Origin of the sequence: Streptomyces sp. NPDC051320, assembly GCF_040682175.1 — a bacterium.
GTDB lineage: Bacteria > Actinomycetota > Actinomycetes > Streptomycetales > Streptomycetaceae > Streptomyces.
Genome location: NZ_JBFBAL010000002.1, coordinates 588,957 through 612,933, shown reverse-complemented (window position 1 = coordinate 612,933; position 23,977 = coordinate 588,957). Strand labels below are relative to the sequence as shown.

Genomic DNA, 23,977 nt, shown 5'->3' with positions numbered 1-23,977 from the left:
ACACGGCGGACACGGTGCACGATCGCCGTACCGTGGACCGCATGGCTGACGACATATTCGAGCACCCGCGGCTGGCCGCGATCTATGACCCGCTCGATCCCGACCGCGATGACCTCGACGGATACGTCGCCATCGCGGAGGAGTTCGGCGCGCGCCGGGTGCTGGACATCGGCTGCGGCACCGGCGTCTTCGCGTTGCTGCTGGCCGGCCGGGGCGTCGAGGTGACCGCCGTCGACCCGGCCGGCGCCTCGCTCGACGTGGCGCGGGCCAAGCCGGGCGGCGAGCGGGTGCGCTGGGTCCACGGTGATGCGACGGTCCTGCCCGTGCTGCGGGTGGACCTCGCCACCATGACCGGCAACGTCGCGCAGGCGATCACCGACCCGTCGGACTGGGCCGGGACGTTGCGCGGCGCCCATGACGCCCTGCGGCCCGGCGGGTACCTGGTCTTCGAGACCCGTGACCCGGCGAAACGCGGTTGGAAGGAGTGGAACCGTGCGGAGTCGTACCGGGTTACGGAGATCCGGGGCGCCGGCCCGGTCGAGACCTGGGTGGAGCTGACGGAGGTGGACGGACCGCTGGTGACCTTCCGTCATACCTGGGTGTTCGCCGCGGACGGACAGGTACTGACCTCCGACTCGACCCTGCGTTTCCGGGAGCGCGACGAGGTAGCGGCAGACCTCGCCGCGATTGGGTACACCGTCGAGGAGGTCCGCGGCGCGCCGGACCGGCCGGGCCGCGAGTTCGTGTTCTTCGCGCGGCGGCCGGAATCGCGGCGGGCGCGCGACGCCGGAACCGGTGCACCCGGCGAGCCGGGAACGGATCAGTAGCGGTAGTTCGGCCAGTGCGGGTCGTCCCAACGGGCCGGGCCGGTGAGGCCGAGCAGCCGTATCCGGTGCCGCAGTTCCTCGGTGGCGCCGTGGGCCCGTAGGTCCTGTCCTAGCCGGTCCGGGGCGTGCCGGACCAGCCAGGCCGTGAGCTCCTCGCGCATCATGTCCTCGTTCTGCCGGGCCCACCAGGGCAGTTCGTCGGCCAACAGGTCGTAGTTCCAGCGGTCGACCGCCTCGGCCAGACACCGGTCGGCGACCGGATGGGCCAGCTCCTCCCAGAGCGCGAGCCAGGGGCTGAGCGTGGCGGACGCCTCGGCGCACACCACGAGGACCTCGTGCGCGGGCACGGCGGGTTCCGGTTCGGTGAGGCTGTGCACCCACCAGGCCGCCAGGAACTCGCGTACGGCGTGGGCCTGTTCGGTCGGCCACTGCTGCCACCTGCCCCGGGAGAACGAGAGTCCGGCCCACTCCATCCCCACTGGCGGCCGGACGCGGCCGGCCGCAAGCGCCGTGGCGAACTGCGGCAGGATCCGGCGCAGCACCGCCCCGTGGTCGCTCCAGTCGGGCGCGTCCCAGGTACGGCGCAACAGGTCCGGATCCAGCTCCACGTCCGGGATCTTCAGCAGAGCGAGCTCTTCCGCGCTGCCCCAGTGGCACTCGCAGTTGTGCTCGTCCGCTCGGGCCGTCATCCCCCGGAAAATGACGACCAGGCGCTCCAGCGCCGCGTCGAGGTGGCCGCGGGCGGCGGTGGCGTCGAGGTACATCGGGCACGACCTTCAGGGACTCCGGGCGGCGGCGAGCCGGGTCCGAAGATCGTCACCTTACCGGAGCCGGTCCGGGCCGGTGCCGCCCCGGTGGGCCGTCATTCGGTGTCGCTGAGGAGTGCGTACGCCGTGGCGATGAACGTGTCGCGGAAGAGGCGGACTCGGCGGGTGCACACGGCCGCCACTGCCGTACGGGTGGCGGGGCGGAAGCCGATGAAGGCCTGCTGGCCGGTGGTGGCGCCCGCGTGGAAGTAGAGGGGGCCCTGCGGGGTGGGGTGCTGGAACCAGGTGAGCGTGTGCGTGTGGCGATGCCCTTGCCCACGGCGCAGCAGGGGCCGGCGGACCGCATGAAGGGCGTCGGCCAGCGGGGTGCCGGCCGACGGGGTGCCGGCCGGGTCCAGGAGTGCTTCCAGGTACGTGAGGAGGTCGCCGGGCGTCGCGCGTACGGCGCCGGCCGGCTGGAAGCCGCCCATGGCGAGGCCCGGCACGGGGGTGACGCCGTCGGGGCGGTGCCCGCAGGCGTCCGTACGGGGTGCAGCGGTGCGGGCCGGTTCGGCGCCGGGGGTGCCGGCCCCCGGCATCTCCGGGTGCAGGCGGGTGCCGGTCAGGCCGAGCGGGCCCAGCACGTGGTGGCCGAGCAGCTCCTCCCAGGGTGTGCCGGTGGCGGCGGCGAGGGCGTGGCCGAGCACCGAGGCGCCGAAGTTGGAGTAGTGCCAGCGGGTGCCCGGGCGGTGGCGCGGTCGGTTACGGAGGAACGCGGCGACCACTCGTTCGGCGGGGTAGCCCCGGTACGGGTCGGTGGACCAGCGGCGGACCGCCTGCGGGTAGAAGTCGGCGGGCAGCGAGGGCAGCCCGGCGGTGTGCGTGATCAGGTGCCGCAGGGTCGCCGTGTTCCGGTCCCGGCCCGTGCTCCGGTCCGAGTCCCGGGGCGCGTTGGCCGGGTGCCCGTCTGCCAGTCGGTCGGCCGCGACGTCGTCGTAGGAGAGGCGGCCGGCCCGGACGAGCTCGGCCAGCAGGAGGCCGGTGAAGGTCTTCGACGCCGAGCCGATCTCGTAACGCTGCTGGTCACGAGGGACGGGCGGGGGAGGGGCGGTGCCGCCGCAGTGGACCGTGCGGTGCCCCCGGCGGCTGACCGCGATGACGATGCCGGGCGCGTCGACGGCCTGCGCGGCGGTGGCCAGGCGGCCCGCCATGCCGGTCACGGCGCGGCCCGCCGTCACTGTCGCCGTCATGAAGCGGTCGCGGACGGCGTGGTCAGGCCCGTCATGGCACGGGAGACCGCCAGTGCGGAGGCGAACGCGGCCACCAGGGTCGGGTGGTAGACGATGTCGAAGACCGATTCCGGGTCTCCCTCGGGCATCGCTCCCATGGCGGGCATCGCACCGTCGGCCTGTTGGGCGGCGGCGAAGCCCTGCCAGGCCGTCGGGTCCAGGGTCGGCTCCGGCAGGCAGGCGTCGACCACCAGCAACTCGCCCAGCAGGTCCCATCGTTCGAGGTCGAGCCAGTCGTCCAGCCAGGCCGGCAACCAGGTCGCCAGATAGTCCGCAACGGCCGGCGGCAGACCTGACGGGTTCTCGCCCCAGTCGGTCAGGTGGAAGACCGTGTGCGTGATGTCGTAGCCGATGTGGCCCTCCACGGTCCACGGCTCCGGGCTTCGGGCGAGCCAGGTGCGGTCGAACGCCTCGTCCTGCGGCAGGCTGGGTCGGAGACCGTACCGCCGTTCCATGGCGGAGATTCCGAGCCGCCGGTTGGGCATCACCTCCAGCGCCGCCCAACTGCCGAGGCGGTGGTTGAGGTGCGCGGCGGTCTCGATGCCGGGGCTGCCGTACCCGAGTTCCTTGAAGGGTACGTAGACCTCCCAGGGCACCGGCGACAGCGGTTCGTGGCGCTGGCCTTCGACGAGCTTGGCACCGGAGTCCAGCAGTCGGTGCCAGGCATGGTCCAGCAACTTCCGTGCGGTCGCGGCTTGTTGGGAGCCGGCGACGCCCTCGCGGAAGATGACCTTCGTGATGAGGGCCAGCTCCCCGAGCGGCTTGAAGCGCTCCAGCATCCCGACGCCGGGTTCGGGGTGCTCCTCGAGGCGAAAGCCGTCCCGGTGGCCGTACAGCCATTCCAGGGCGCGCGATCCGACACCGTGGATCTGCTGGATGCCCGTCATAGCGCGCCTCCGTCCCGACGGCCGGCCATGTCCAAGGCCGGGAACCGGTCGGGGTGTTGGTTACGGTCGGGGTCCTGGTTTCCGGCAGCGGGATGGATGCGGGCAAGCGTGAGGGCGGCGGCGAAGGCCGTCACCAGCGTCGAGTGGTAGCAGTTCAGGAACGTGCGGGGCGGTTCACCGGCCGGCCCGTCCCGTCCTTCACCGTCATGCGGTGGCAGACCGGTCTCCGGCACCGCACCGGCCGGGTCCTGCACGGCGGCGATGACCGGCCAGCAGGTCTCCAGCAGTGCCGCCGGCGGAGGTGCGGGCAGACAGGCGCCGACGGCCAGCAGTTCGCAGCCCAGGTCCCACTGCCCTCCCTCGAAGCAGCCGTCGATCCAGGCCGGCAGCCAGGCGCCGAGGTATCCGGCGACGTCGTGCGGCATGCGATCGGGTGCGGTGCCCCAGTCGGTGACGTGGAACACCGCATGCGTGAGGGCGTATCCCGATGCCCGCTCGAACGTCCAGGGCTCGGGCAGCCCGCCGAGCCAGGTGCGGCGCAGCGCCGGGTCCATGTCCGTGTGCAGCGGTAGCCCGATGCGTCGCTCGGAGTTGAGCAGCCCGAGCCGGCGGTTGGCGTGCTGCTCGGTGAACGCCCAGCCGCGGGTGGCGGCGATGGTGCCGGCGAGGCGCTCGAAACCCTGGTGCCGTAGGCCGTCGCCCGCGAAGGCCGCGTAGATCTCGAACGGGTACGTGGCGAACGGCTCGGCGCGCAACAGGTCCAGCAGCAGTTCACCCGCGCCGGTCTGCTCCCAGGCGAACCGTACGAGCGAGCCGGCGACGGTGTGCAGCCGGTCGCCGGGCCGGGTACGGCGGCGGACCGTGGTGCAGAGCTGCGCCAGCTCACCGAGCGGTTTCAGGGTGTGGTTGACGTCCGTATGCGGCTCCAGGACGTCGGCGGGGAGCACGAAGCCGGAGCGGTTGTCGCACACCCATGCCAGGGCGGCGCCCGCCACGTCGTGCACCAGGTCGCCGTGGGCCGCCAGGTCGCCCTGCGGCGCCCGCCCGGCCCCCGACGGAGTTCCCGGGCCTTCGCCCGCCGTCACCGCAGCGATCCAGAGCGGATCAGTCTGGCCGCACGCAGATGCAGGGTCACCCGGGCATCCTGGCCGCCCATCAACTGGACGAAGTCCAGACCGGCGTCCAGGCCGAGGGTGTCCGGTACCCCGTCGAGCGTGGCCAGCCACCGGCCGGCCCCGGCCGCCTGAAGCCAGTCGCGGCGCCGTACGGCGCGGACGAACCCACGCGCCACGTCGACCGGCCTGCGGTTCGCCGCCCGGTTGACCGCCGAGGTGGCCGCGGGCACGGCGAGCGGCGCCAGTACCGAGAGCTGATGGGTGAGCGCCTGCCAGGGGGCCTGTTCCAGCCACCCGGCCCCGGGTTCCGTACCGGTAGCGCTGAACTGCCCCGCCTGCCGGAGGCCTTCCGCTGTTTCCGCCGCTTCCGCGCGGGCCAGTTGCCGCAGCGTCGACTCCATGGCCCAGTGACTCCAGGCGGAGGCCGCGGGGGCGCCGGTGCGGGGCGGGAATTCGATGACCGCACGCTGCAGCACGGCGATATCACCGGGGTGCGGATCCCGCCCGTACAGAATGCTCGGCAGCAGCAGGTCCGCTCCGATCACCCTGACGGCGGCGATTCCCGTTCTGTCGTCCTCACCGATTCCGGCCGCGCCGCACACGGCGGAGAGGTGGTCTTCACTCTGCAGAGCGAAGACCACCTCGGATGCCAGGTCGTGCACCGCGCCCGCAATGCGGGAGGAAGCGCTTGACTGGTCCATCCGCGTTACTGCTTACGACTTCTTGGGGCGCGGAGTCGGCGGCGAGAGCAGCAGCGAGGTGCTCCCGGAGAGAAGCGCGAGCTCAGCGCACTCACGGGAGTCCCGGAAGGTGCCCTCGATCTCACACGGGTTGAGTGCCGCCTCGACATCCGTGTCGAGGCTGGTGTCCGTCAGCGGTTCAGTGGAGTACATGAGCCATCCCATTCTGTCGGGTTGGGTTCCCTTCCGTCTCAGCTAAACCCAAGGACGAGAACCGCGCAAAAGGAAGAATCCGGCTCTTGACCCTTCAATTGAGTTGTCATTCACGGGACGCTCCTGAGCGCTCATTTGCAGGGCGCTCCCGTCCGGCCGGTCACCGCCGATGCGGCGAGGGCAGGTGCCAGTGACGGCGCCGCGCGACGGTCACGTTGACGGCCAGGGTCGCGGCGCAGGCCAGGCCCATGCCCAGCACGGCCCCTCCCAGGCCCAGCACCGGCGGGCTGAAGCCCAGGGCCAGCACGACGAGCGTGCCGACCGTCATCAGCAGGCCGTGTCCCACGGTGCCGGTGCCGGTCATCCGGTGCAGCACGGCCAGCAGAAGCAGCACGATCGCCACCGGAACGGCCACCGCCAGGCCGGCGGCCTCGTCGGACAGATGCGCGTGGTGTTCGCCGGCATCCAGTGCCGCCTCCAGGCCGGCGCCGAGCGCGGCCAGTGCGGCGAAGACGACGTAGTGGCCGTATCCCCACGTCAGGGCGGTGCGCAGGCTGGTCAGGCCGGCGTCGTCACCGGTGAAGTAGACCCACCACAGGGTGAAGACGAGCAGCAGACCGCCCAGGGCGATCAGCAGGATGGTGGCGGACAAGCCGTGGGCGGTCACGGCCGACTGAACGGCCGAGAGCGTGGCGAGGATGATCTCGCCGAGCACGATGATCGTGAACAGCCCGTAGCGTTCGGCGATATGGCCGGGATGCCAACTGGTGGGGCTGCCGCGGTATTCGGCCCAGGCCGGCACGGCGAGCTCCGCCGCCACCAGTACCACGAAGGTGACCGGGGCCCAGACGCCCGGGGCCCAGAGCCGGGCGACCCACCCGGCCTGCACCACGGCGATGCCCACGGCGTACCGCAGCGCGGCCCTGCGGCCCTCGGGGTGCTCGACGGCCGCGCGGAGCCATTGGGTGATCATCGCGAGCCGCATGATGACGTAACCGACCACCACGAGGGCGAAGTCGCCGTCGAACGCGGCGGGTACCCCGGCGGCCAGTACGAGGACACCGGCCATCTGCAGCAGCGTCAGCAGCCGGTAGGGCACGTCGTCGGTGTCGTAGGCGGAGGCGAACCACGTGAAGTTCATCCACGCCCACCAGATGGCGAAGAACACCGCGGCGTACCCCGCCAGGCCGGAGACGAGGTGGCCCTCGGCCAGGGCGTGGTGGAACTGAGCCGCCGCCTGCGACACCGCGACCACGAACGTCAGGTCGAACAGCAGCTCCAACGGCGTCGACGCCCGGTGCTCCTCGCCGGGGTCCCGCCCCCGCATCACCCGTCGAAACGGCCCGGTCCGTTCCGGGACGGTGCTGCTACCGCTCATCGCGCCTCTCCTGCAACGGTCCGATCTGCTGTGCGCACATTCTCGCCGCCCGCCCGGCCGGGACGGCACAGGGGCGCGGGGTCGACAGGCCGACCCGATATCCTGCACGGCATGGTCAACTCATCCGTGAGTCCTGACGACGCCGACGTCGCGATAGCCGCGGCGCAGGCCGGCGCGGACGTGGTGCGCGCCATGTACGGTCGGCAGCTCGCCCGCATCGACAAGGGCGCCGGGGACTTCGCCACCGCCGCCGACGTGGCGGCCGAGAAGGCGATCCTCGACGTCATCCGTGCTGTCCGGCCCGATGATGCGGTGCTCGGCGAGGAGGGCGGGCAGCAGGGTGCGGCCGACGCGGGGCGCCAGTGGTTGGTGGACCCCCTGTGCGGCACGCTGAACTACGCCGTCGGCACCATGCTGGTGGCCGTCAACGTGGCACTGCGCGGCGGGGCGGCAGCGGTGGCCGACCCGTTCAGCGGTGAGGTCTTCTACACCGACGGCGAGAGCGCCCGGGTACGGCAGAACGGGGTCGACGCCCGGACGGCGCCCACCCCCGCCACCCGGTTGGTGGACGTCAACCTGGACCCGCCGTTCCCGGGCGCACCCGGCTTCCGGGCCGTGGACCTGCTGGCCCACCCGGGGTTCGTCGAGCGGTTCCGACCGCGGGTGGTGTCCACGACGCTGGCGCTGACCTGGGTCGCGGCCGGCCAACGCGCCGCGTACGTCACCGATGGCGGCGACCTGTCCGGGAGCGTGCACTTCGCCGCCGGCATCGCTCTGTGCCGGGCGGCCGGCTGCGTGGTGACCGGGATCGACGGCGCCCCGATCGGGCCGGCCGGCCGCGGGCTCGTGGCAGCCGCCGACGCCGAGACCCACGGGCTGCTGATGTCGATGATCCGCAGCGGAGGTTAGCGCCGGCCTTCCCCGACTCACCCGCCGCTGGGCGAGGTTGTTGCGGCTCGCACGGGTTGAACGGCTCGAACGGGTCGATCAGCCGAGGACGAGCGGGAGTCGCGCGGCCAACTCACCCAGTTCCGTCTGCTCCGCACCGGCCGGGCCGCGCCGTCCGGTGCCGATCAGCAGCGCGTCCTTGTCGGAGAACGACGAGGGGAACGCCGCACCGGCGATCTCCTCCAGCAGTTCGCGTGACCGGGCGAGCCCCTCGGCGGGCGGTTCCGCCGCGTCCGGGAGGTGTGCGGTCAGGTCGAGGTGGTGCAGCGTCCACTCCAGGACGTACGCGGAGAGGTAGTCACCCGCGGTGAGCACCTCATCGCGGGTACGGACCCGGCCCGCAGGATCCGCGAGTTCGGCGGCGCGACCGGCGGCGGAACCGACGTCGTCGAGGTGGAACCTGAGCAGCCGCGGTTCTTCGTACGCGGCGGCCAGGCGGACGGTCAACGCGTCGAGCGGGTCGTCACCGGTCGGCGGATCGACGATGTCCCAGTAGGTCACCGCGTCCCGCGTCGGCTCGTCATCGGCGGGGGTGACGAGGGTGATCAAGACGTCCTTAGCGTCGATGATCAGGTGGCACACCAGGTCCCGCACCAGCCAGCCGGTGCAGCCGGACGGCTGCGCGAAGTCCTCGTCCGGGAGTTCGGCGACCGCGGTGCGCAACGCTGACCAACAGCGCGAGAAGAGATCCACGGCGGCAAGCTACCAACGGCCTGCCTCCCTTGCGACCGGTTTCGCCCGCCCACGAAGGTGGAGCTCGCCGCACGCTTGACCTCAATCACGCTTGAGGTTGCACGCTGAGCGCACGACGAGTCCGGAAGGAACTGTGATGACACCCCCTGAGCCGCTGCCCCACGTCAGCCGGCCCGACGCGGGTACCACCCTGATCAGTGAGTGGATCGTAGGCACGCCGGCCCGGCAGCGGATGGCGGCCGATGCGCTGCTCAGCGAGTGGCGCGAGCTGTCCGCCAGGTTCCGGCCCGAAGGGTTCCTGCAGCTCAGTTGTTTCGCCGGGGCCGACGGCCGGGTTCTCCTCAGCCACGCGCAATGGACCGACGACGACGCGCACCTCGCTTTCGTGCGCGAGCATCGGCCGGACATGGTCAACCGCATCGATCGGGACGTCCCTGGCATCGAGCGCCCGGGCCTGGCGCGTTACGAGGCGCTCCGCAGCGTTGCGCTCGGCGCCGGACCTGCCGACGTGGTCGGTCTGGTGCGTGCCGAGGCCCGTACGGCGAAGGAGGCCAGGAGCTGGGCCGATACCGTCGCCGGGAGGCTGCGGGACGAGTCACCCGCAGGCATCAGCGCAGCGCACCTGCTGTTGAGCAAGGACGGGAAGCACGCTCTCCTCTACGCACTGGGTACCTCGCGCCACGGCTCACCGGACCTGCCCGCCACCGCCGAAGGCGGAGTACGTGTGCACGCCCCTCAGTACTACCGGCTGCTGGGGAGTGTGCGCGGCCCGGAGAAGGACAACACTCCGCGCCGGTAGGGCTCCCGCTCCCGCCGCGTGCAGCTCGACCACCGGTCGGCGGACGGGCTCGCGTGCCACCCGGGACACGGCTCTGGAGCCCTCCGCGGCAGGAGACGCACGTCACATTCAGGCCGTGTCACATCTCGCCGAGCTGTCCCGTCAGAGGTGTGTAACCAACAGCGACGACAGAGGAGCTCATCATGGAAGCTCGTTTGAACCTTTTCGACAGCCGGACCGCAGCCATGTTCGGCAAGCACCTGGTCGCGGCGGGCAAGGTGCTGGCCGACTCGACGCTGCCGTTCGCGACGCAGGAACTGGTGAAGCTCCGTGCCAGCCAGATCAACGGCTGCGCCGGCTGCATCGACATGCACACCAAGGACGCCGCGCACGCCGGGGAGACCGCGGTGCGCCTCAACCTGGTCGCGGCCTGGCGGGAAGCCACGGTCTTCACCGACGCCGAGCGCGCCGCCCTGGAGCTTGCGGAGCAGGGCACCCGCCTGGCTGACGCGGCAGAGGGGGTCACGGACGAGGTCTGGGCGAATGCCGCCAAGTACTACGACGAGGACCAACTCGCTGCCCTGGTATGCACGATCGCCCTCATCAACTCCTTCAACCGCCTGAACGTCATCGTCCAGCAGCCGGCCGGGGACTACCAGCCCGGCCAATTCGGATGACGGAGCACCTCTCGGCCGGGCCGTACGGCACGGTTCCACGGTGAGGCTGCCGCGTCGCGTCAGGCGGCGCGGCAGTCGATGAGCACGTGGCCGTTCGGGGTCGTACGGACATCGGCCGTTGCGAGCCCGGCCACTGCGGCGAGCGTTCGGTAGCCGTCGATGCTGCGCTCACGCCCGCCGCTCAGCACCAGCATGCGCAGGTCCATCTCGGCGAACATGCCCGGATCGTCGCCGGCGGTGCCGTGCGATTCGACGATGACGACCCGGCCCCTCTCGCCGGCGGCCTCCGCGCACCGGCGCAGGATCGCGGTGGCCGGCTCGTCACCCCAGTCATGCAGCACCGCGCTGAGCAGATAGACGTCGCCGCCGGAGGGCAGCGGGTCGAAGAAGCTCTGCCCGGCGAACTCGCACCGCCCTTCCAGCCCGCGCTCGGCCAGGAACCGGCGGCCGCGGGCGACGGTGTCCGGCAGGTCGACCAGCGTGGCCCGGATGTCGGTATGGGGCCGCAGCACCTCGGCCAGCAGCGCCCCGGTACCGCCGCCGACGTCGACGACGTGCCGGATCCCGGACCAGTCGTAGCCGGTGGCCGCCGCGGACCGCAGTGAGCCCGCCATCGACGCGTCGAAAGAGGCCGCCACGGCGGGGTGGGCGTCGAGGTAGTCCCAGAACGGTGCGCCGAAGGCCGTTTCCCAGGCGGGGCGGCCGGTGCGGACCGTGTGCATCAGCTCGGTGAACACCAGGTCCATCCGGCCGCCGAACTCCTCGAGGTCGAACTGCGTCCGCATGCCCGACGGCTGGTCCGACCGCAGCAGTTCGGCGGTCTCGTTGAGGGTGAACCGCCCCGGCGAGGGCTCGGCGAACACCCCGTGGCAGGTGAGGTGACGCAACAGCCGGCCCAGCGCGTCGGCGTCGGTGCCGGCCCGTTCGGCCAGCTCGTCGACGCCTTCGGCACCGCCGGCCATCAGGTCGGCCAGCCGCAGCGTGGCGGCCACCGGGACGCCATCGGAGTCACCAGATCCGTGACCGGGGCCAGCAGCTGCCAGGCGGAGGTCTCACTCTCGTTCGACGGCACTCCGCCATGCTAAGGGGGCGCACCGCGCGAACGGGGGTGCACCGACGGGCGGATGACGCCGCGAAGCCGGGGGTCCGGTACGCCGACCCGCGCTCAGCGGCCGGTACTCCTCGGCGCGCCGCGGCGTAGCCGCTCCGAGAACTTCCGTCGCGGCGGTCGGGCGATGATGTCGCCCCCGCGGGACTGTCCGGCCAGCTGCACGCGCAGGGTGATGGGAGTGTCCGGGTCGGATGCCGGCCGGATCTTGATCTCGCCGCTGCTGCGCACCAGGTCGTCGGTGTCGACCACGATTCCTGGCCTGGTCACCAGGATCAGGTTTCCCCCGATGCGCAGGTCGACATCGATGTGCAGAGCGCTGTGGGTGATCACCGCGTCGGTGAAGTCGAGCTTCGCTTCGCAGAACATCAGTCGGATGTCCATGCGGCGCGGGACCAGCCAGCGGCCGGTGCGCGTGACGTCGCCGAAACGCTGGTCGATCCGGACCAGATCCCTGGCCTGCGGGGGCATCCCTTCCGAGGGCAGGTCGGCGGTCAGCTCGGCCAGCTCGCCGATGGTGCGGGCGGACAAGGCCGCGTCCAGGCGCTCGTCCAGTTCGGAGGCGGTGATCCGGCCGTCACCTGCGGCAACCTGCAGGATCTCCACGACCTGGTCCCGGTCCCGGTCGGAGGCGCGCATGGCGGGAGTTGTGCCGTGCCCGGAAGAGTCATCGGCCGGTCTGAGTTCGCCCGTCATGTCCACAGTCTGGTGGAGAGCACGGAGTCCCGCAACGCCGATGATCGCCGACCGGAGACGGAGCAGGCCGACGGGCCGTGCCGAACTGGCTTGATTTATAACCGAGTTCCGGTGGGGTGGTGAAGCGGGGCCGCCGCTTCACCACCCCACCCCCGTCCGGCCGCGGTCAGCGATCAGCGATCAGCGATCAGCGATCAGCGATCAGCGATCAGCCCAGCATCTTCTCGATGAGGTCGGCGGCTCGCCCGGTGCCGCCCTCGGCCCGCACGTCGGCGCGGAGCAGCGCCGAGCGGCGGGTGACCTCCGGGTCGGCGACGAGTTCGAGCAGGGCCGTCCGCAGGGTGGCGGCGGTGGCTTCCGATGCGTCGATACGGCGGGCCACACCCAGCTCCACCAACTGGTCGGCGTTCACGAACTGGTCGGCAGCCTGCGGCACGACGATCATCGGGACACCGGCGAACAGCCCTTCGGCGCTACTGCCCATTCCGGCATGGGTGACGAAGGCATCTGCCTGCGCCAGTACTGCCGGTTGGGGCACCCAGGAGCGCACTTCGACGTTGGGCGGGATGGCGCCGAGTTCCCGCGGGTCGGTGTGCCGGCCGATCTGGAGCAGGACGTGCCAGCCGGGCAGGTTTCCATAGGCCGCCAGGCACTGGCGGTAGAACTCCGGCCGGTGTGTGTACGCCGACCCCAAGGAGACCAGCAGCACCTTCTCCGCATCGGCCGGACGCGTCCAGCCACCCTCGTCCGCCCGCGCACCGAGACAGGGGCCGACGAATGTCACGGTGTCGGTGTCGACCTGGTCGGCATGCGGTTGCATGGTCCGGGGGATCAGGGCCAGCGCCTGTGCGGGCCGGCCGCCGAAGGTGTCCACGTCGGTGGTGGACGCCCCGCAGTCGGCGAGCCACTGCGCGAACCGTGCCCGGTATGCGTCGGCGCCCGGCAGCTGCCACAGGTGTGCTGCGACGTCCTGACCGTAGCCCTCCCAGGCCACGAACGTCGGAGACAACTGCATGAGCGGCCGGTCCTGCGTCTCAGCGAGGGCTCGCCCCGCGTAGGCGCCGATGTCGTACAGGTAGAGATCCGCCGGGTCCTGGTCGTACGCGGCCCGCAACTGGGGGAGCACCTGGACGGCGTCGTCGAGGAACAGGCTCATCGCGGCGATGGCGTCGTCAGGCCAGTTGTTGTCGGCGACCGGAAGCACGGAGGTGCACGGGACGAGTTCGGCGCCGGCGCCGGTGATCAGGCCGGCCACCGCCGGGTCGTTGGCGTAGGTCACCCGGTGGCCGCGGGCCACCAGCTCGCGGATGACTTCAAGGCTGGGCAGAACGTGGCTGACGATCGGGATGCCCACCATCGCGATGTGGGAACGGCGACGGGTCATGGAAGATCACTCGTTTCAGGTCTACGGCGAAAAGGACACGGCACACCGGTGCGCGACCCGCTCCGAGGGGAAGATCCCTCTCCGGGGCGCACATGGGTATGCGAACGGGAGCGAGGCGCTGCCCCGTCCGTGTCAGCCGTAGATCTGGTAGAGGCACATGCCCACGACCCTAGACCGGCCCGGGCTCCCGCGCACCGCAATTACGACGGCCTGCGGGGTGAGGTGCCCGGGGCGGCGGCCTCCAGCTCGGCGATGCTGCCCGACATGATCGTCCGCACCTGCCCGGTGAGGTGCTCCGCAGGCCAGTCCCACCAGGCCACCGCCAGCAGCCGGGCGACGTCCCGCTCGCTGTAGCGGGTGCGGATGAGGCGGGCCGGGTTGCCGCCGACGATCCCGTAGTCGGGTACGTCCGTGGTGACCACGGCGCCGGAGCCGATGACCGCGCCGTGTCCGATGCGCACGCCGGGCATGACCGTCGTGTCGTAGCCGAACCAGACATCGTTGCCGACGACGGTGTCCCCGCGATTGGGCAGGCCGGTGAGCAGGTCGAAATGCTCGGACCACGAACCGCCCAGGGTGGGGAAGGGGAAGGTCGAAGGGCCGTCCATGCGGTGGTTGGCGCCGTTCATGATGAACCGCACCCCCGTGCCCAGCGCGCAGAACTTGCCGATGACCAGCCGCTCCGGCCCGTAGTGGTAGAGCACGTTGCGCGTCTCGAACGCGGTCGGGTCGTCCGGATCGTCGTAGTAGGAGTACTCCCCGACCTCGATCAACGGGGACTTCACCAAGGGTCTGAGCAACACCACCCGGGGCTGCTCGGGCATCGGGTGCAGGACCGTCGGGTCGGCAGGGACCGGCATGGCGCTTGCTTCCTTACGTGGTGTGTGTCTGTATCCGGTCCCATGATCCTGTGTGCCGCGCTTGCCGGGACACCGGTTTATCACCCCGCTCGACCCGGTTGCCTGGTGGAAGAGACCCTGTAGGCATGGAGTTCCTCTGTTACCACCGCGACCGGCCCGGCTCCCTGGCGCTGCGGGACGAGCTGCTGGAGAAACATTGGTCCTATATGGACCGGTACGCGAAGGAGATGATCGCCCGGGGCCCGACCTTCGCCGTCGACGGCGATGCGCCCACCGGCAGCCTGCACATCGTCGACCTGCCGGATCCTGCCGCCGCCCGGGCCTTTGCTTTCGACGAGCCCAACTACCGGGCCGGCGTGTACCGGGACGTCCTGCTGCGCCGGTGGCGCAACGTGCTGGGGCGCACCATGTGGGACTTCCCCGGTGGCCGCAGCGGCGGAAACCGTTACCTCGTGCTCGGCCTCGGCACGGGGCAGGCCGCCGACCTGGCCGTGCCGTCCGCCCGGGACGACCTGATCGCGTACGGGCCGCTGCTGTCCGACGACGCCACCGCTTGGCTCGGTACGGCGGTACTGGTCCGGGCGCCGGACCCGGACGCGGCCCGTGCCGTCCTGACCCGGGACCGGTACGCCGACATCGAGGTCCACGACTGGCAGTTCGGCGGACGGCCGTCCTGAGCCCCAACGGCGGTCGCATCAGCGCGCGTTGACGCGTTGACGCATATGCTCGAGCCATGACCGAACGGGAGATCACGCGAGGACATCGCGAGGGCATGCTGACGGACCGGGTCGCGATGATCACGGGGGCGTCCAGCGGGATCGGCGCGGCCGCCGCCAGGCTCTTCGCGCAGGAGGGCGCGGCGGTCGTCATGATGGCGCGCCGCGCCGACCGGCTCGAAACGCTGGCGAAGGAGATCACCGCCGCCGGGGGCCGCGCACTGGCCGCCGCCGGCGACGTCACCGACTCCGGTGACGTCCGGCGCACGGTCGAGGCGGCCGTGGAGCGGTTCGGTGGCCTCGACTGCGCTTTCAACAACGCGGGTTACGCCACCATCGAGACCGCCCTGCACGAGACGGACGACGAGGTGTACGACCGCACGATGGACGTGAACGTGCGTGGGGTGTGGAACTGCATGAAGCACCAGCTGCCGGTGATGCTGGCCTCCGGTACCGGTGGGTCCATCGTCAACACCAGCAGTACGGCGGGCCGTTACGCCACCGGCGCCTCCGTGCCGTACGTCGCGGCCAAGCACGCGATCCTCGGTATCACCCGGGCGGCCGCGGCCGAGTACGGGGAGCAGGGCGTCCGCGTCAACGCGCTCGTCGTCGGCACCACCCGCAGCGAGATGATCGATCAGGTGGTGCTCCAGGTTCCGGCGCTGGAGCAGGCGTTCATCGCTCCGCAGATCCAGAAGCGGATGGCCGACCCGCAGGAGATCGCGGAGGCCGCGGTCTGGCTGTGCAGCGACCGCGCCTCCTTCGTCACGGGCACGGCGATGCCCGTCGATGGCGGGATATCGGCCCAGGCGAAGGTGGGTTGACGCGGGGAAGGACCGCAGGCGACCGAGGAGCCCCCGGCCGACGGAATCCCCCGGCCGAGGGAGCCCCGGCCGAGGGAGCCCCGGCCGACGGAACCCCCCTCAGACGGAGACCCCCGGCCGGCGGAATGCCGGCCAGGGGGCCCCTTGACTGGTCAGCTGACGTCAGCCGTCGTTCTCCGAGGACGGGATGTAGGCGCCAGGCACGTCATCCGGCGCGAAGATCTTGCTCTCGCCGGGGTAGGGCTTCTTGAAGTTGTGCGTCTCGTACCACGTGAAGCGGTTCATCTGCTCGGGGTTCGCGTAGTCCGGCACAGCGCCGGGCCCGGTCAGCTTCTGATGCGACTTCCACGTCTTCCACTTCGCCGCGACGCCCTGCTCGGACGTCGGCACCGTTGTGGTCGTCGGCGCGGGCGCCGCCTTGGCGTCCTGCGGGGCCGGGACGTCCGCGCCGCAGGAGGGCTGGGTGCTGCCGCTGAGGCCGAGGGTCAGCGAGGTCCGGTTGGGCAGCGCGGTGAACGGCGTGTTGTCGGGGGTCCGGGTGAACGCCCCGGTCATCGGGCTGGCCGCGCTGTCCTTCTGGTTCATCGGCTTGATCCCGAGGATCTGCTCGATGGTGCGGACCATCGTGATCTGCGAGTAGTAGTGGTCGTCGACGACGCCGTGCTGGGCGTAGGGGCTGATGATCTGGATCGGGGCACGGTGGCCGTCGACGTGGTCGAGGCCGGCCTGGGAGTCGTCCTCGGCGATGAAGATCGCCGAGTCCTTCCAGTACTTGCTGTGCGTGATCTCGTCAACCATCCGGCCGACCGCGAGGTCGTTGTCCGCGACCTGAGAGGCCGCGTTCACCGGACCACCGGTGTGGTCGTTGGAGAGCCAGAACATGTTCAGGTTCGCAGGACCGTTCTTCTCGAAGTCCTTCTTCCAGATCTGCTCCTTGTAGATGTCCGGAACGCTGGTGTCGAACATCGGGAAGCCGGGCACCGACACGTCGTTGAGCGACGGGATCGCCGAACCCGTCTTGATGGGGTAGGCGGTGTCCTGCCCGGTCGCCTGCATGGTCTTGGTGTCGCAGTAAAGGTTCTGCCAGGACGCGCCGGACGGCTTGCTCTCGATCGACTGGAACTCGCCGTAGTCCTTGACGGACTTGCCCGCCGCCTGCGCTCCGGACCAGATGAAGCCGGACTTCTGGTGGCCGAGAGCGTCGTTCTCCGTGTCGTAGCTGCGCAGGTACTGACCGGCCGAGGACTCGGTGTACTCCGGGTTGTCGGCCTGCATCAGCCAGTTGTGGCCCTCGGCGGAGTTCGTGCCGATGTCGTAGGTGTTGTCGTACAGCCCGAACTGCGAAGCCAGCGCGTGCTGGTTCGGCGTCACGTTCTCGCCGAACTGCGTCAGCGACGGGTCGCCGTTGCCCTGCGGCATGTCACCGTAGACCTGGTCGTAGGTCCGGTTCTCCTTGACGATCAGGAAGACGTGCTTGATCGTCGAGGGATCACCGATCCGTGCCGGGACCGGGACCGGCTTCTTCTTGCCGTGGCCCGGGGCGACCTTGACCGAGCCGTGGGTCCAGCCGTTCTGCTGGAAGACCTTGGCGGTCTGGGACTTGATGACCTTGTCGCTCGGCAGCGTGAAGTGCTGCACGCTCGATGTCGTGTCGTGGGTGCCGTGCCCGGCTTTGGTGGTGGGGCGGAGGGCGTCGACACCACGGGTGTTGGAGACCACGACCTGGTTGCCGGCGGTGGCGATCTCCGAGGGGAAGTAGTCCGTCGGGAGCAGGCCGACGTAGCTGACCGGCTCCTGCGGGGACTTGTACCGGTAGACGGCGACGGCGTTGGCACGGCCGAGCGTCACCAGCAGGTGACCGTCGTCGGTGAGCGTGACCGCGTCGGGCTCGTAGCCCACGGACGCCTCCGGCCACGGCCGGGTGGCGATGGTCTGGACGACCTTGTCCTTCGCGGTGTCGATGACCGACACGTCGTTGGTGGCGGTGTTGGTGACGAACACTACCCCCTTCTTGGCGTACACGGCGGTCGGGTGCAGACCGACGTTGATGCTCGCGGGGGCGGCAGCCGGGTTCGCCAGGTCGATGACGCTGACCGTGCCGGTGGTGGTGGCACCGGTCTTCGGGTTGGCCGGCACCGGGGTGTTGTAGGAGTTGATCGTGGTGTCGCCGGCCTTCGCCGGACGCCCGCCCTCGTTGCTGACGTAGAGCTTGTCGCCCACCTGGACCATGCCACGCGGGGCGTTGCCCACGGCCCAGCTCCGCTGGACGGCGCCGGTCGCCGCGTCGAGGGCGACCACCCGGTTCTGGCCGTTGACGGCGACGTACACGGTGGAGCCGTCGGCCGAGAACACCGGCTCGCCCACCAGCGCGTGCTTGGCCCCGTCAGCCGGGATCGTGACGTTCACCGGGCCGGCGAGGGTGCCGTCCGCGTTCACCGTGAACTTGGTGAAGCCGTCGGTCCGGCCCAGCCACAGCTGCTTGCCGTCGGGCGAGTACGTGGGGCCTTCCTGGCCCACGTCGTTACCGCTGATGCGCAGGTCGGCCGACGCGGAGTTGCCGACGACCTGCTGAACCTTCCAGCTCTTCAGGTCGATGATGTCCATCGCGACCCCGCCGTCGGTGACCGAGGCCGCGAGGTGGGTGCCGTCCGGGCTGACCGAGGACGACATGATCTTGCCGTTGTTGACGACCATGTGGTCGCCGTACGGGGCGATGTGCTGGTCGCTTGAGATGACCTGGCCCTTGGCGGTGGACTGGCCGACCTTCTGGAAGCCGAAGGTGTCCGTCGCGGCGAAAGCGGTGCCGGCGGCGGTGACGGCGAGGGCGGTGATGCCCGCCGTTACCAGAGGAAACCGGCCGATGCGCTGGGGGATAAGGCCGGACTCGCCGTTCTCGGCACGTCTGCGGCGTGCTACCTGCATGGAGCTATCCCTTCGGGGTGGTGGACAGCAGTTCGACGTTGCCGTCGAACTGCCAGAGCGGGTTCGTTGCGTCCCCAGTCGGGGTCCGCACCAGGAAGTAGCCGTTCACTTCCTTGGGTCCGTCGCCGTCGGCGACGAACCGCCCGTCAGAGGTGAGGTCGAGTTGGTAGATGGCCGTCCCCGTGACATCGGCGCCGGGGAGACGCCAGGACACGACGCAATGCCAGTCGTTGCCCGGCCCCTTGGCGCCGTCCGCGACGTCGCCCTTGGTGCACGCCGCCGTGGCCTTCAGCTGCGCCTCGGTGACGGCGGGTCGGTTGAGTTCCCTGGTCTGTAGGCGGTAGAGGTGCGCGAATGCCGTGGCGACCGAGCGCTGCACCTTCTCCTGCTCGATCCCGGAGCCGGTGGCCGTGGTCGTCGCGTCGACGACTCCGGCCGTCACGGCGGCCAGCCCGACGAGCGGCAGGAGTCCGGTGGTGATCGCGCGGCGCCCGGAGCCGTCGTAAGCCAGGTTGGTGAAGTCGCGCCGCACGAAAAGGACGTACGCCAGCGCGGTCGCCGTCACCGCCCACACCAGGCTGACCGCCATGCCGATCAGCAGCGGGCCGAGCTGTACCGGGCTGGTGAACAGGCCGTTCCAGGCGATGAAGGCGTAGCCGGGCAGCGCGAGGCGTACGGCTATCGGCAGCTGCAGCATCTGGGCGATCTGCATCGCGAGCGCGACGAGCGCGGGCAGCAGCAGCCCCATCGGGGACCGCCCCAGCGCGACGGACCCAAGTAGTCCGATCGCGGCGAGGGCCAGGGTCGGGGCGAGTACGCAGACCCAGGCGAGGAGAACCTTCCCGGCGGCGTCCGAAGGCGTCAGCAAGTGGCCGTCGAGGCCGACCAGGGAGTGGTTTCCGACCGCCACGAGCCCGCCGGCCGCGCTGGAACAGGCCATCCCCGCCACGAGCAGCAGGATGACGGTGAGGCTGGCCAGTGCCTTCGCCGCGAAGATCCGTCGATGCGACCGGACCGCCACGAGCAGGTGCCGCCAGGTGCCGAGCCGGTCTTCGGAAGCGAACGCGTCACCGGCGACCACCGAGGTCAGCAGCGGAAGCGCCCAGGTGCCCGCGAAACCGAGCACCACCAGCGATCCGGCCCACCCGGTGGCGTGCATCCAGCGACCGAAGAGGGTGTCGGAGGGGAGCGAGGTCTGCCGGCTCACCGCGGCGACGAAGAGTGCCGGTGCGATCCAGCAGGCGAGGACCAGCAAGCGGATCCGCCACTGCGCGACCAGCTTGACCAGCTCGAAGCGGTAGCCGCGTACCCACGAAACGCGTCGGGCACCGGCACCGGCAGTGTGGCCGTCGGCGATGGTCGCGGTCATCGGCCGGCCGCCTGGGGGTGCTTCGCACGCTGTTGAGGCAGGGAGGGATGCTCGGTGAGGGCGAGGAACGCGGCCTCCAGCGGCGATACCACGGGCGCGAGTTCGCGCAAGGCGATGCCCGCGTGCACGAGCCGCGCCACCAGTGCGTCGAGGGCGGGCACCGGCGCGCGCACGACGAGCGCCTCGGTGTCGTGCCGCGCCCCGCCGTCGTCGACGACCCGGACCCCTGATGCGTCGGCGGCGAGCCGCCGGGCGGCCTGCGCATCGGAGGTGAGGAGCCGGTAGTCGAGTTCGCGGTTCTCGGCGGCCAACTTGCTCAGCGGGCCGGAGAATACGACCCGTCCGGCGGCGAGAAGGGTGACCTCGGAGCACAGTGCCTCGAGGTCGTCCATGCGGTGGCTCGAGAGCACGACGCTGGTTCCGTCCGCGGCGATCTGGGTGAGGACACCGTGTACGTGTTTTTTACCGGCCGGGTCGAGGCCGTTGGAAGGTTCGTCGAGCACGAGCAGCCGCGGCTTGGTGAGCAGGGCGGCGGCGAGCCCGAGCCGCTGACGCATGCCCAGGGAGAAGCCGCGGGTCCGGTCGTCGGCGACATCGGTGAGCCCGACCTGATCGAGCACCTCGTCGACCCCCGTCGTCCGCGCGTCGTGGCCGCGGAGGGCGGCCAGCGCGGCGAGGTTCTGCCTGGCGCTGAGCGAGGGGTAGAGACCGGGCCCGTCCACGAAGCCGGCGACACCGTCGGGAGCGGCGAGCGCCCGCCCGACCGGCGTGCCCAGGATTTCGAGACGGCCGCTGTCGGCGACGGCCAGGCCGAGCAGGAGGCCGAGCAGAGTCGTCTTGCCGGCGCCGTTCGGTCCGACCAGGCCGTGGAGCTGACCCTGCGTCACATCCACATCGATGCCGTCGAGTGCGACGACGTCGCCGAAGCACTTGACGATCCCACGAGCCCGGACCGCGAGGAGTGTGTCCATGAGTCCCTTCCTTCGAACCTTCAAGGACCCTAGGGACAGCACACCAAGCAGGGCAGGGACAGCCGGTTGAACGCTCATGGAACGGGAGACGACCGGCATCTGCCGCGCCGAACGCCCGACCTGACGGCTCGCCCGGTCGGACCCCGGCAGAGATCGGTCGGCCGGGAACTACGCGGGCTCGGAGGTGTCCCTGACCGGGGTGCCCTCGACGCGGGACCCCGGGGCGGCACGGTCGGGCGTGGCCGGGCTGTGCGCGTGGCGGGGCGGCGGCGGGGACTCGTCCTCCTCTGCGCCCGCCCCGGCAGCGGGGATGCGCAGGACGAGCAGAGCCACGTCGTCGCCGCTCGGCGTGATGCGGGCGAGGAGTTCGTCCAGGAACTCCTCGACGTCGCGGCGGGCCAGCGCGGCGGCATGGCGCCGCAGGTTGGCCAGCCCGGTTTCGATGGGATAGGCGCGGCTTTCGACCAGGCCGTCGGTGTAGAAGAGCAGGGTGGACTGGGGCGGGAGCTCTTCGTGGGTGTCGGGCCAGGTCAGGCCGAGGTGCAGAGTCGAGCTGATCCCCAGCAGCGGGCCGTGGCCGCCCTCCAGGAAGCGGGCGTGTCCGTCGGAGGTGACCAGCAGCGGCGGCGGATGGCCGGCGTTGACCCAGTGCAGTCGCCAGGGCCCCCCTTCGGGCCCTTCGATGCGGGCGAAGACGGCGGTGGCCATGGGGGCGTCGCTGGTGTTGGTCATCGCCTCGTCCAGCCGCCGCATGATCAGGCTGGGGGGCTCCTGGTGGTCCCAGGCCAGGGCGCGCAGCATGTTGCGGACCTCGGCCATGTGGGCGGCGGCCTGGAGGTCGTGCCCCACCACGTCTCCGATGACCATGGTCATGACGCCGTCGGCCAGCAGGAAGGCGTCGTACCAGTCGCCGCCGATCTCGGCCGCCACCTCGGCGGGCCGGTAGCGGGCGGCCATCTTCAAGTGGTCGACCTGGGGCAGCGGGGTGAGGAGCTGACGCTGCATGGTCTCGGCGACGTGCCGCTGCTGGTCGTACAGCTGGGCGCTCTCCATCACCAGGCCGGCGCGCCGTCCGATGTCAGCGAGCACCGTCACCTCGGCGTCGGTGTACGGAGCCGGCTGCCCGGTACGCGCGACGGTCAGCACACCGAGGACCTGCCGGGGGGTGCGCAACGGCACCACGATCGCGGAGTGCCCGCCGAGCCGGTGGAAGAGTTCCTGATGCGCCTGATCGAGCGGCGTGACAGCCGCCGCGGCCAGCTCATCGGCGTCCAGTCGCCGCGGCGTGCCCTCACGCATCGCACGGACCACCATCGACGGTGATGTCTCCGGCAGCGGTGGCAGCGGCCCCAGCAATTCCTCGACCGTGCCGTTCATGGTGTGGACGGCGATCCGCTGCATCTCGTCCGATTCGCCCGGCACGAGCGCGTCCACCGCCGCCCAGTCACCCAGCTCCGGCACCAGCAGACGCACCAGCCGGTGCAGCATCTTGGGCAGGTCCAGGGTGGAGGACAGCACCGCGGAGGCCTCCGCCACCATGATCAGCCGCTCGGTGAGCCCCTCCAGGGCCGCCAGACGGTCCGCCGCCTCCTCGGCATCCCGGCGGTGCAGGCTGAAGTCGTGGAGGACCACCACCGCGCCCTCCACCCGGCCTGCCCGCAGTAGCGGGCTGGACGCCCAGATGATCGGCACCAGGGTGCCGTCGTCCCGGGCCAGGAACTCGTCGCTGCCCTGACTCAGCTGCCCGCTCTCCAGCACCGCCAGTGCCCGGCACTCATCGCGCGGGACCTCGCTGCCGTCCGGGTGACGGTGCAGCAGGTCATGCAGATCACGGCCGAGCATCTGCTCCTCGGACCGGCCTGCGAATCGCTGAGCGCTCGGATTGCAGGCCGTGATACGCCCGGCGGTGTCGATCACGTACAGCCCCGCCCCCGCGCTGTCGAACACAGCGCGCAGGAAATCGGGCTCCAGCGGCCGGCCGGCGGGACTCATCGCTGCACCGGGGCCTGGCCCGTTCCGGATGGCTGCACGGTCTTGTCTCCGCTTTCCTGAGGCCACGAGCCGGCGCCCGTGTCGGCCGCTCGGCTCCCCCTTGGACATCGTCCATCCGAGACGGCTGCCGCGCTCGCTGGGAACGGCGCCGGCCGGGAACGGCGGGGACGGCCGGCCGGGCACGGCGGGGACGGCCGGCCGGGAACGACGGGGGCGGGCCGCGACCGTCGGCTTCCTGCTCAGACGGCCTCAGCGTGGGTCCCGTAGCGCAGTCCGTCGACGAGCAGGGCGATCATGCGCCGGGTGTGGCCGTTGTCGTCCTCGTGGGCGGGCAGCGTCAGGTTGCGCACGGCGACCAGCAGGTCCCATGGCTCGGTGTCGGAGCGGATTTGGCCGGCTTCGGCCGCGGAGTCGAGAAGTGCGCCGAGGACGGGTACGAAGCGTTCCTCGAAGTAGGCGGGAAGGCTGTCGTAGGCCGGGTCGCCCGAGTGCAGCGCGGCGCCGAGACCGCGTTTGGTGGCGATGAAACCCGAGAAACGCTCCAACCACCGGGTGAGCGCCTCGACCGGTTCGTGCCGGGCCGAGAGCAGCGGGGCGGCGTCGGTGCAGGCGTCGACCTCGTGGCGGAAGACGGCGGCGATGAGGTGCGTGCGCTCCGGGAAGTGCCGGTAGAGGGTGCCTGCTCCTACGCCCGCCTTGGCGGTGATCTCCCGCACCGGGGCGTCCACGCCGGACGTGGCGAAGACCTCCGCGGCCGCGGTGAGCAGGGCGTCGATGCTGCGCTGCGCGTCGGCGCGCACGCGCCGGCGGGGTTGGCCCCCATCCGTCGGGCCGTCGTTCACGGTGTACTCCTCTTGCTAAATGGAACGGCGCTCCGTATTGTCGGCGTCGATCCTGAACGGTG

The 23,977-nt window shown here is 71.0% G+C and carries 23 protein-coding genes; 6 read left to right on the top strand and 17 right to left on the bottom strand.

Going from position 1 to position 23,977, the window contains the following annotated elements:
- Positions 1 to 41 precede the first annotated feature (41 nt).
- Positions 42 to 827: a class I SAM-dependent methyltransferase gene (locus AB0M87_RS06885; RefSeq protein ID WP_365850703.1), complete on the top strand. Its 786-nt coding sequence runs from the start codon at positions 42 to 44 to the stop codon at positions 825 to 827.
- Here the strand turns inward: AB0M87_RS06885 and AB0M87_RS06880 are convergent.
- The 7 genes from AB0M87_RS06880 to AB0M87_RS06850 form a co-directional block, all read right to left on the bottom strand.
- Positions 821 to 1,591 carry a hypothetical protein gene (locus tag AB0M87_RS06880; RefSeq protein ID WP_365850701.1) on the bottom strand — a complete coding sequence of 257 codons (771 nt, stop codon included), beginning with the start codon at positions 1,589 to 1,591 and terminating at the stop codon, positions 821 to 823. The genes AB0M87_RS06885 and AB0M87_RS06880 overlap by 7 nt on opposite strands.
- Before the next feature lie 98 nt (positions 1,592 to 1,689).
- The gene (locus AB0M87_RS06875; RefSeq protein WP_365850700.1) at positions 1,690 to 2,823 is read right to left on the bottom strand and encodes a serine hydrolase domain-containing protein; all 1,134 of its coding nucleotides are present in this window, start codon (positions 2,821 to 2,823) and stop codon (positions 1,690 to 1,692) included.
- A complete protein-coding gene (locus AB0M87_RS06870) occupies positions 2,820 to 3,749 on the bottom strand; it encodes a hypothetical protein (protein WP_365850698.1) in 930 nt (309 codons plus the stop codon). The genes AB0M87_RS06875 and AB0M87_RS06870 overlap by 4 nt, the downstream gene beginning before the upstream one ends.
- Complete coding sequence (locus AB0M87_RS06865) at positions 3,746 to 4,774, bottom strand: hypothetical protein (protein WP_365850975.1); 1,029 nt, start codon at positions 4,772 to 4,774, stop codon at positions 3,746 to 3,748. Before AB0M87_RS06865 ends, AB0M87_RS06870 begins: the two co-directional genes overlap by 4 nt.
- A gap of 56 nt (positions 4,775 to 4,830) precedes the next feature.
- Entirely contained in the window at positions 4,831 to 5,565 is a 735-nt protein-coding gene (locus AB0M87_RS06860) for a hypothetical protein (protein WP_365850696.1), read from the bottom strand.
- Positions 5,566 to 5,577: 12 nt separating this feature from the next.
- Positions 5,578 to 5,757, bottom strand: coding sequence for a hypothetical protein (locus AB0M87_RS06855; RefSeq protein WP_365850694.1), 180 nt, complete (start codon positions 5,755 to 5,757; stop codon positions 5,578 to 5,580).
- Positions 5,758 to 5,917: 160 nt separating this feature from the next.
- Positions 5,918 to 7,084, bottom strand: a complete 1,167-nt coding sequence (locus tag AB0M87_RS06850; protein ID WP_365850973.1) for a low temperature requirement protein A — start codon at positions 7,082 to 7,084, stop codon at positions 5,918 to 5,920.
- Between the two features lie 162 nt (positions 7,085 to 7,246).
- On the opposite strand from AB0M87_RS06850, the gene AB0M87_RS06845 reads away from it, so the two are divergent.
- Entirely contained in the window at positions 7,247 to 8,044 is a 798-nt protein-coding gene (locus tag AB0M87_RS06845) for an inositol monophosphatase family protein (RefSeq protein WP_365850693.1), read from the top strand.
- Positions 8,045 to 8,122: 78 nt separating this feature from the next.
- Here AB0M87_RS06845 and AB0M87_RS06840 read toward each other — a convergent pair whose 3' ends face one another.
- Positions 8,123 to 8,776 carry a maleylpyruvate isomerase N-terminal domain-containing protein gene (locus tag AB0M87_RS06840; protein ID WP_365850691.1) on the bottom strand — a complete coding sequence of 218 codons (654 nt, stop codon included), beginning with the start codon at positions 8,774 to 8,776 and terminating at the stop codon, positions 8,123 to 8,125.
- A gap of 136 nt (positions 8,777 to 8,912) precedes the next feature.
- Between AB0M87_RS06840 and AB0M87_RS06835 the strand changes: the two genes are divergently transcribed.
- Positions 8,913 to 9,575: an antibiotic biosynthesis monooxygenase gene (locus AB0M87_RS06835; protein WP_365850690.1), complete on the top strand. Its 663-nt coding sequence runs from the start codon at positions 8,913 to 8,915 to the stop codon at positions 9,573 to 9,575.
- 182 nt (positions 9,576 to 9,757) lie between these two features.
- Complete coding sequence (locus AB0M87_RS06830; RefSeq protein WP_365850688.1) at positions 9,758 to 10,231, top strand: carboxymuconolactone decarboxylase family protein; 474 nt, start codon at positions 9,758 to 9,760, stop codon at positions 10,229 to 10,231.
- A gap of 59 nt (positions 10,232 to 10,290) precedes the next feature.
- Here the strand turns inward: AB0M87_RS06830 and AB0M87_RS06825 are convergent, their stop codons facing one another.
- The 4 genes from AB0M87_RS06825 to AB0M87_RS06810 all read right to left on the bottom strand — a co-directional run bounded on the left by AB0M87_RS06825 (position 10,291) and on the right by AB0M87_RS06810 (position 14,279).
- Positions 10,291 to 11,223 carry a methyltransferase gene (locus AB0M87_RS06825; RefSeq protein ID WP_365850686.1) on the bottom strand — a complete coding sequence of 311 codons (933 nt, stop codon included), beginning with the start codon at positions 11,221 to 11,223 and terminating at the stop codon, positions 10,291 to 10,293.
- Positions 11,224 to 11,396: 173 nt separating this feature from the next.
- Positions 11,397 to 11,978 (bottom strand): DUF1707 domain-containing protein, encoded by a 582-nt coding sequence (locus AB0M87_RS06820; protein ID WP_365850684.1) that lies wholly within the window; start codon positions 11,976 to 11,978, stop codon positions 11,397 to 11,399.
- A gap of 265 nt (positions 11,979 to 12,243) precedes the next feature.
- Positions 12,244 to 13,419 carry a macrolide family glycosyltransferase gene (locus tag AB0M87_RS06815; protein WP_365850683.1) on the bottom strand — a complete coding sequence of 392 codons (1,176 nt, stop codon included), beginning with the start codon at positions 13,417 to 13,419 and terminating at the stop codon, positions 12,244 to 12,246.
- A 200-nt stretch (positions 13,420 to 13,619) separates the two neighbouring features.
- Positions 13,620 to 14,279, bottom strand: coding sequence for a CatB-related O-acetyltransferase (locus AB0M87_RS06810; RefSeq protein WP_365850682.1), 660 nt, complete (start codon positions 14,277 to 14,279; stop codon positions 13,620 to 13,622).
- A 125-nt stretch (positions 14,280 to 14,404) separates the two neighbouring features.
- Here AB0M87_RS06810 and AB0M87_RS06805 point away from each other — a divergent pair, with 125 nt between their 5' ends.
- Together AB0M87_RS06805 and AB0M87_RS06800 are read left to right on the top strand one after the other, a co-directional pair.
- Positions 14,405 to 14,956 (top strand): YciI family protein, encoded by a 552-nt coding sequence (locus AB0M87_RS06805; RefSeq protein ID WP_365850680.1) that lies wholly within the window; start codon positions 14,405 to 14,407, stop codon positions 14,954 to 14,956.
- A 56-nt stretch (positions 14,957 to 15,012) separates the two neighbouring features.
- A complete protein-coding gene (locus AB0M87_RS06800; protein ID WP_365850679.1) occupies positions 15,013 to 15,819 on the top strand; it encodes a glucose 1-dehydrogenase in 807 nt (268 codons plus the stop codon).
- Positions 15,820 to 15,981: 162 nt separating this feature from the next.
- Here AB0M87_RS06800 and AB0M87_RS06795 read toward each other — a convergent pair whose 3' ends face one another.
- From AB0M87_RS06795 to AB0M87_RS06775, 5 genes are all read right to left on the bottom strand, one after another.
- Positions 15,982 to 18,741, bottom strand: coding sequence for an alkaline phosphatase family protein (locus AB0M87_RS06795; protein WP_365850678.1), 2,760 nt, complete (start codon positions 18,739 to 18,741; stop codon positions 15,982 to 15,984).
- A gap of 4 nt (positions 18,742 to 18,745) precedes the next feature.
- A complete protein-coding gene (locus tag AB0M87_RS06790) occupies positions 18,746 to 20,110 on the bottom strand; it encodes an ABC transporter permease (RefSeq protein WP_365850676.1) in 1,365 nt (454 codons plus the stop codon).
- A complete protein-coding gene (locus AB0M87_RS06785) occupies positions 20,107 to 21,081 on the bottom strand; it encodes an ABC transporter ATP-binding protein (RefSeq protein ID WP_365850674.1) in 975 nt (324 codons plus the stop codon). Before AB0M87_RS06785 ends, AB0M87_RS06790 begins: the two co-directional genes overlap by 4 nt.
- Before the next feature lie 168 nt (positions 21,082 to 21,249).
- Positions 21,250 to 23,073, bottom strand: a complete 1,824-nt coding sequence (locus AB0M87_RS06780; protein WP_365850672.1) for a SpoIIE family protein phosphatase — start codon at positions 23,071 to 23,073, stop codon at positions 21,250 to 21,252.
- A gap of 239 nt (positions 23,074 to 23,312) precedes the next feature.
- Positions 23,313 to 23,915 (bottom strand): TetR/AcrR family transcriptional regulator, encoded by a 603-nt coding sequence (locus AB0M87_RS06775; RefSeq protein WP_365850670.1) that lies wholly within the window; start codon positions 23,913 to 23,915, stop codon positions 23,313 to 23,315.
- Positions 23,916 to 23,977 lie beyond the last annotated feature (62 nt).